Here is a 7646-nt window from a genome sequence, read left to right as displayed (position 1 = left end):
CCGGGTCTTCCGCTGCGCGACGTGCGGGGTGGTGCTGGATCGGGACCTGAACGCGGCGCTCAACCTGGAACACTACGGGCGGGCCCACCTGACGGGCCCTACCGGGAGTTCCCCGGGAAGGGACGCCTGTGGAGATCCCTCTGGCGGCGGAACGGCGGAGAGCCGGTCTACGAGCCACGGGTCGAGGAAGCCGGAAGTGGCTGGTCATTCGCTTCCCCCTGTTGGGGGAAATAAATGACGATGAGTCACAGAACGGTAGCAGTCCATGCATATCGGGGATCCCGACTCGGGTCAGGAACGCTCCAAACCTTGAGCGGAGCGAATTTGATGGTCTCGCCCCATCTGTTGTAGCATGGGAATGTCCCCGAAGCGGGGCCCAGCTTATGAATGAGGAGGAGAAGCCATGAAACACAACCGCCCGCCCTATTTCCTGTTGATCTCCGCTGTGCTCGGCCTGGTGGCCCTGAGCGCATGCCGTCCGGCGACTCCAGTACCTCTGACGCCTACGACTGCCCCTGCTCCGACTCCCACCTCAGCTCCTGTGCCCTCTCCGACCGCGGCCCCTGTGGGCGTTCAGGAACTCGTCCTTTCCACGGTTGCCTCCCAGGAGGCGGGGATCCAGTCACTCCAGGCGGGTCAGATTGATATCTACGCGGAGACAGTATCGAATCCCCAGCTGTTCAAGACGGTGCGCAGCGATGCCAAGTTGGGTTATAACTTGGCCTGGGGTGCTTACACAGAGCTCACCTTCAACCCCGTGTTGAACTTCAAGGACGGTCGGCTGAATCCCTTCGGGGACCCGCAGATTCGGGAGGCGATGAATTGGCTGATCGATCGCAACTACATTGCCCAGGAGATCTATGGAGGCTTGGCCACACCCAAGTGGTTGCCCCTAAGTTCTGCCTTCCCCGACTATGCCCGATATGTGGATGTGGCGCGTGCCCTGGAGCGTCAATACGCGCACAATCCAGACAAGGCGAAGCAGGTCATTGCGGATCGCATGAAGGCGCTGGGGGCCACCCTCGGGCCGGATGGAAAGTGGCTGTATAAAGGCAAGCCGGTCACCTTGATCTTCATTATTCGGACGGAGGATGAGCGCAAAGCCATCGGTGACTATGTGGCAGGCCTGCTGGAGCAGGTCGGGTTTACTGTGGATCGGCAGTATAAGACCCGAAAGGAAGCCTCGCCGATCTGGGTCCGGAGCGATCCCGCCGAAGGCAAGTGGCACCTCTACACGGGTGGATGGATCAACACAGCGATCTCCCGGGACGATTCCACTGTTTTCGCGGATTTCTATACCCCGCAAACTAGTGCCCTGGCGGGCACTCCTCTGGCCGCCGCCTACAAGCCTTCTCCAGAGTTCCTGGATGTGGCCACGAAGCTGCAGAACCGACAGTATCGCACCCTGGAGGAACGGGCCCAGCTGTTCCGCCGGGCCATGGAGCTGGCGCTGAAGGATTCCGTCCGGGTATGGCTGGTCGATCAGCAATCCTTTAACGCCCGCAAGGCCGATCTGACGGCAGCCTACGATCTGGCCGGTGGCATCGGCGGATCCCGATTGGTTCCCTATACCCTTCGCTGGCTCAAGAACCCTGCCCCCCAGGTGCGCATCGCCTTCAACGGGATCTTGATTGATCCCTACAACCCGGTGGCCGGCTCCAACTGGGTCTCTGACGCCTTCGCCTATCGGGCCACCAGTGACCCGGCGGCTATGCCGGATCCTTACACGGGGCTTTACTGGCCTCAGCGGCTCGAGCGGGCAGAGGTGGTGGTCCGGGAAGGGCTACCGGTAACTCGGACTCTGGATTGGGTCTCCCTGCAGACGGCGAAGGAGATCCAGGTCCCTGCCGATGCCTGGGTGGATTGGGACGCGAAGGCTCAGCGGTTCGTTCGCGCCAGCGAGCGTTACACCCAGCCGGTGAGCGTTCAGGCCAAGGTCACGGTGTATTACCCGGCAGACCTGTTCCAGAAGGTGAAGTGGCATGACGGTTCGCCCCTCTCCCTGGGGGATTTCATCTTGAACATGATCCTGACCTTCGATCGGGCCAAGCCGGACAGCCCGATTTACGACGAATCTTACGTCCCGAGCTTCGAGTCGTTCATGCAACGATTCAAAGGCGTCCGCATCGTCTCGACGAACCCGCTGGTGATCGAGAGCTACGTCGACGCTTTCGAGCTGGACGCGGAGGTCCTGGCCGCCGGCTGGACGTGGTTCCCTGATTACGGCTCCGGTCCAGGCCCGTGGCACACCCTGGCCCTGGGGATCCGAGCGGAGGCGGAGAAGAAGCTGACGTTCTCCTCCGATAAGGCTGAGAAGCTGAAGGTCGAGTGGATGAACATGGTGGCCGGACCCAGCCTGGATGTGCTGAAGGCCACGCTGAATCAGGCCGCGCAAGAGGGGTATCTCCCCTATGCTCCGACGATGGGGGAGTATGTGAAGACGGAGGAGATCCAGAGCCGTTATGCCAACCTGAAGAAGTGGGTGGAAGCCCATAACCATTTCTGGGTTGGCATGGGTCCGTTCTATTTGGATAAGGTGTTCCCCACGGAGAAGACGGTCAGCCTGAAGCGCTTCGCCGACTTCCCCGATCCGGCGGAGAAGTGGGCCCGGTTCAGCGAGCCGCGCCTGGCGAGCGTGAGCGTGGAAGGGCCCAGCCAGGTGACGGCCGGAAGCGAGGCCACCTTCGAGGTCAGCGTGAAGGAGAAGGATCGCCCCTATCCGGCGGCGGAGGTCCAAAGCGTCCGCTACCTGGTCTTCGATGCTCAGGGTCAGGTGGCCGCCAGTGGCCAGGCCGCTCCCGTCGCGGAAGGGCGCTATCAGGTTCGCCTGACGGGGGATGTGACCCAGAAGCTGGGGGCGGGCAGTAACCGGCTGGAGGTGATCGTGACGGTCAAGCCGGTGAGCCTGCCGGCCTTTGCCTCTCTGGAATTCATCAGCACGAAATAAGCGAGAGCTACCTCTGGATCTGGGGCGAGGGCGAGGCGCTCTCCAGCCTCGCCCTCGCCCGGCAAGGGGGGTAGACAGAGGAATGGAACAGGGCGCCCTGCTAGTAACCCCGAAGCCGGAGGCTGTGGCTTCCGCCTCGCCCTTGCTCGAAGCCGCCCGGCGAGTTTTTCTCTTTGTGTCCTTCCGGATCCTTGTTCTGGCGATCACGGTCGTCATTGCTGTCTATCTCACGATCCTTGTCGCGAACATGGGCGGGTATGTCGATGAGATCCGCCGCGCCGAGATCCGGGAGCGGGTCGGTCAGGAGCTGTTGGCCAATCCGTCCTTCCGAACCCTCTCCCCGGATGCGCGGGCTCGCTTACAGCAGCAGCGGGTGCAGCAGTTGGAACAGTATTTCGGGCTGGATCGGCCCTTTCTCGTTCGGAGTTTGATTTACTTGAGGGATGCCTTGCTCCTGGATCTGGGACGCTCCTATCAGATCTCCAGCGATACCGGATCCCGACAGGTCCGTCTGATCCTCGCCGAACGGCTGCCTCCCACGCTCCTTCTCTTGAGCACGAGCAATGTCCTGATCTTCTTCTTGACCCTATGGGCTGGCCTGGCCCTCTCCCGGCGTTATGGTCATCTGGCGGATCGTTTGCTCATCGCTCTGACTCCTCTCTCGGCCGCACCGGCCTGGTTCTATGGGGTTTTTCTGATCCTGATTTTCGCCGCTACCCTCCGCTGGCTCCCGTTCGGAGGCATGGTGGACGTCCCCCCGCCCTCGGATTCCACGAGTTACGCTCTTAGCGTGCTGCGTCACCTGATCCTGCCTACCCTGGCCCTCACGCTGAGCAACTTCTTTATCAACGCTTATGCCAACCGCACCTTCTTTTTGATTTACGCCGGTGAGGATTATGTGGAAATGGCGCGGGCCAAGGGTCTGAAAGGCCGTGACATCGAGCGGCGGTATATCCTCCGGCCTACCATGCCGAACATCCTTACGAGTTTCGCCATCGTATTGATCACCTCGTGGACCGGTGCGCCCATCCTGGAGACGGTGTTCAATTGGCCCGGGCTGGGTCGGGTGATCTATGAGGCCATCGGATTGGTGGACACTCCCGTGATTGTGGGAGCGACCGTTATTTTCGCGTATCTGCTGGCCCTGACGGTGCTGATCCTGGACCTCCTCTATGCCCTCGTGGATCCCCGGGTGCGGATTGGCGGGCCGGGAGTGGAGCAGGGGGCCCCATGAGGTTCTGGCTAAAAGATTTCCTGAAGGATCTGCGCTATTATCCCTCGGCCCTTCTCGGGGGGATCGTCATCGGGATCATGCTGATGATCTCCCTCGTCGTGCCTCTTTGGATCCCCTACTCGGAGGCTGTCCGCTTGTGGCGAGGAGGAGAGGAGGTCTGGTATCGATCGCCCCGTCAGGTCCCTCCTGCGTGGGTGAACTGGTTCCGGCGGGATAAGCTGGCGGATACCCTGATCTTCAGCACGCGGGATCAGCCCTCCTGGAAGCACAGCCAGCCCGCCGGCGAGGGGCGGCGCATCGAGGTGGATTTCGTTTTCAATTATCCCTACGACACCTTCCCTCAGGAGCTCGCTCTCTACATCTGGTCCCGCTTTCGCGAGAAGGCACCGTTCCTCGTGGCGACCTGGAAAACACCGGATGGGCGATCGATCCGGGTCGCGGAGCTCCGCGTCGAGGGGATCAAACAGGGGTTCCGATTCTCTCAGGATCGCCGGCTGCTCCAACGTCTGGAAGGAGTTCCCCCTGAGGAAGCCCTTTTCTCCACGCCGGGGGAGAGCCAGCCTCGGGTGTTGAAGGGAACCTATCGATTGCACATCGAGGCGATTACCTTCGAGCCGGACGCGGATGTCGATGTGGAATTCATCGCCTACGGGCAGGTATACGGCTGGGCGGGAACCGACCGGTATCGCCGCGATCTGGGGGTGGCTCTGCTCTGGGGTTTCCCGGTGGCCATGGCCTTTGGGGTGCTGGGCTCCGTCGGGACTACCCTGATCGCCATGGGGCTGGCCGCCGTGGGGGTGTGGTTCCGGGGATGGGTGGACGAGCTGATCCAGCGCCTGGTGGAGATCTTCTCCATCATCCCCTTCCTTCCTGTCCTCATCCTGGTGGGCACCTTTTACTCGCGCAGCCTGATCGTGATCCTGGGAGTCGCCATCGTCCTTTCGGTCTTCAGCATCACCATCAAGAACTATCGGGCGATCTTCCTCCAGATCCGGGAACTGCCCTATATCGAAGCCGCACAAGCCTATGGGGCGGGAAGCGGACGGATCATCCTCCGCTATCTGTTGCCCCGCATTCTTCCCCTGATGATCCCGAATCTGGTTATCGGAGTGCCCAGCTTTGTCTTTCTGGAAGCTTCCCTCGCCGTGCTCGGGTTAGGGGATCCCGTTCTGCCTACGTGGGGGAAGGTGTTGGACGAGGCGATCTTCAGCGGGAGTCTCCTTCAGGGCTCTTACTACTGGGTGCTGGAGCCCGCCCTCCTGCTGATGGTGGCAGGCCTTTCGTTCTCCACTGTTGGCTTCGCCCTGGATCGGGTGTTCAACCCTCGTCTGCGGGAGATCTGAGACCAGCTATGACCCCGAAGACCCTCCTGGCGATATCGGACTTGATCCTCCACTTCCGAACCCGGGCAGGGATCGTGCGCGCGGTGGACGGGGTGGATCTGACGGTGGGAGATAACGAGGCCCTGGTGATCCTGGGCGAATCCGGATGCGGCAAATCCTCCCTGGTCCGTGCGATCCTGCGCCTGTTGCCTCGCAACGTGGCCGCTTATCGCGGCGCGATCCTCATGGATGGGCTCGATCTGATGCGCCTGGATGATGAAAGCTTCCGCCGGGAAGTGCGCTGGAAGCTGATCTCTCTAGTCCCCCAGGCAGCGATGAACGCCTTCAACCCGGTATTGCGGATGGGCGATCAGATCATCGAGCCGGCCGTGAACCAGCTGGGGATGAGCCGAGGCGAGGCGATGGACCGAGCTCGAGCCCTCTTCCGGCTGGTGGGGATTCCGGAGGCCTTCCTCCAGCGCTATCCTTTTGAGCTCAGCGGGGGGATGCGCCAGCGGGCCGCTATCGCCATGGCCATGATCACCTCTCCCCGCCTCCTTCTCCTGGATGAGCCGACTTCTGCGTTGGATGTGCTCACCCAGGCCAGTATCTTCAACAAATTGAAGCAAATCAAATGGGAGACCGGGATCGCTTTCATCCTGATCACCCATGACATCGCGGTGTCCAGCGAGTTGGCCGATCGGGTGGCCGTTATGTACGCAGGTCAGATCGTCGAGTTCAGCGATGCGCAACGGTTCTTCCGCGAGCCTCTCCATCCGTATTCAAAGGGCTTGCTGGCCAGTGTGCCTCGTCTCCGCCATCGGGGGGAAATCACGTTCATCCCGGGCCGGCCTCCGGGCCTGATCCAGCTCCCCCCAGGCTGTCGCTTCGCGGATCGTTGTCCTTTCCGGTTTGAGAAGTGTTCCCAGGATCCGCCGATGATCCATCGGGATGGTCGTATGGTGCGTTGCTGGCTTTATGAATGACGCGGGGGCTTCCAAGCGGTTCCCCGATCGCTCGGAGGAAAATGCCCATGGCTGGGGAGACTGGGATCTCCCCGATGTGAGGAGGAAAATGGCAGATATGGAGCCTCAGACCCACCTGGTCTCCGATCAAGTCATGGCCCATGCGACCCAGGGGCCCCTCCTGACCGTGCGAGATCTATGCGTATGGTTTGAGTTGCGCCGCTGGGTCTTCAGCCGCGCCGGCTATGTGCGCGCGGTCGATGGGATCTCCTTCGATCTGTATCCAGGGGAGATCCTCGCGGTGGTCGGGGAGAGCGGATCAGGCAAATCCACCCTCATCCGAACCCTCCTGGGGCTGCATCGGCCGATCCGGGGCACGGTGAGTTACCTGGGAAGGGATCTTCGCACCTTCACCTCCCAGGAGATGCGTTGGTATCGGAACACGCAGGTGGGCTATGTGCAACAGGACCCTTACGGAGCCCTTCCCCCGTTCATGAGCATCCGTCAGATCCTGGAAGAGCCCTTGATCGTCGGCGGGATTCGGGATCGGCGCCAGCGCCTGGAGCGCGTTTGCGAGGTCATGGAAGAGGTAAAGTTGACTCCAGTTGAGGATTTTCTTTTTAAGTTCCCGCACATGCTCAGCGGTGGGCAGCAACAGCGGGTGGTCATCGCCCGGGCGATCCTGATGCGCCCCCGCTTGCTCATTGCCGATGAGCCCGTCTCTATGCTGGATGCCTCTATCCGTGTGGAGATCCTGAAGTTGATTCAGGCATTGCAACAGCGTTATCACCTGTCGGTCATTTACGTAACCCACGATCTGGCGACGGCCAGCTATTTCGCCGACCGCATCTTGGTGATGTATGCCGGCAGGGTCGTCGAGCAAGCCCCTATTGCGGAGCTGCTCGCCCATCCGGCTCACCCATACACAGCAGCTCTGCTCACCGCGCTCCCGGACCCCGATCCGGAGAATGCCCGACTGCTGAAGGAGATCCCACCCGGGGAGCCCCCCAGCCTGATCGCTCCGCCTCCCGGCTGTCGCTTCCACCCCCGCTGCCCTCGCATCCTTCAGGGCTTGTGTGACCGGGAGGAGCCTCCAGATTTCGAGGTGGGGCCGCAGCATCATGTCGCCTGCTGGCTGTATCGCCCATGAACCCTAAGCGCTGGATCACAGCAGGCCT

6 protein-coding genes are annotated in these 7646 nt (G+C 61.5%); all 6 read left to right on the top strand.

The annotated features are described in order from the left end of the window. Nucleotides 1-238 (top strand): zinc ribbon domain-containing protein (locus ACFMO3_RS03285; RefSeq protein WP_376789008.1); only part of this gene is annotated, 238 nt, incomplete at its 5' end. A gap of 165 nt (nt 239-403) precedes the next feature. Beyond that, nucleotides 404-2947: an ABC transporter substrate-binding protein gene (locus tag ACFMO3_RS03280; RefSeq protein ID WP_376789007.1), complete on the top strand. Its 2544-nt coding sequence runs from the start codon at nt 404-406 to the stop codon at nt 2945-2947. 82 nt (nt 2948-3029) lie between these two features. Continuing rightward, complete coding sequence (locus tag ACFMO3_RS03275) at nt 3030-4181, top strand: ABC transporter permease (protein ID WP_376789006.1); 1152 nt, start codon at nt 3030-3032, stop codon at nt 4179-4181. Then, nucleotides 4178-5524 (top strand): ABC transporter permease, encoded by a 1347-nt coding sequence (locus ACFMO3_RS03270; protein ID WP_376789005.1) that lies wholly within the window; start codon nt 4178-4180, stop codon nt 5522-5524. Before ACFMO3_RS03275 ends, ACFMO3_RS03270 begins: the two co-directional genes overlap by 4 nt. An 8-nt stretch (nt 5525-5532) precedes the next feature. Then, nucleotides 5533-6489 (top strand): ABC transporter ATP-binding protein, encoded by a 957-nt coding sequence (locus ACFMO3_RS03265; RefSeq protein WP_376789004.1) that lies wholly within the window; start codon nt 5533-5535, stop codon nt 6487-6489. A gap of 97 nt (nt 6490-6586) precedes the next feature. After that, complete coding sequence (locus ACFMO3_RS03260) at nt 6587-7618, top strand: ABC transporter ATP-binding protein (protein ID WP_376789003.1); 1032 nt, start codon at nt 6587-6589, stop codon at nt 7616-7618. Nucleotides 7619-7646 lie beyond the last annotated feature (28 nt).

The sequence above is a fragment of the Thermoflexus sp. genome, assembly GCF_042408815.1.
In the GTDB taxonomy this organism is placed as follows: Bacteria; Chloroflexota; Anaerolineae; order Thermoflexales; family Thermoflexaceae; genus Thermoflexus.
Note: the sequence above shows the minus strand (reverse complement) of the source record. Positions and strands in the feature narration are given on the sequence as shown.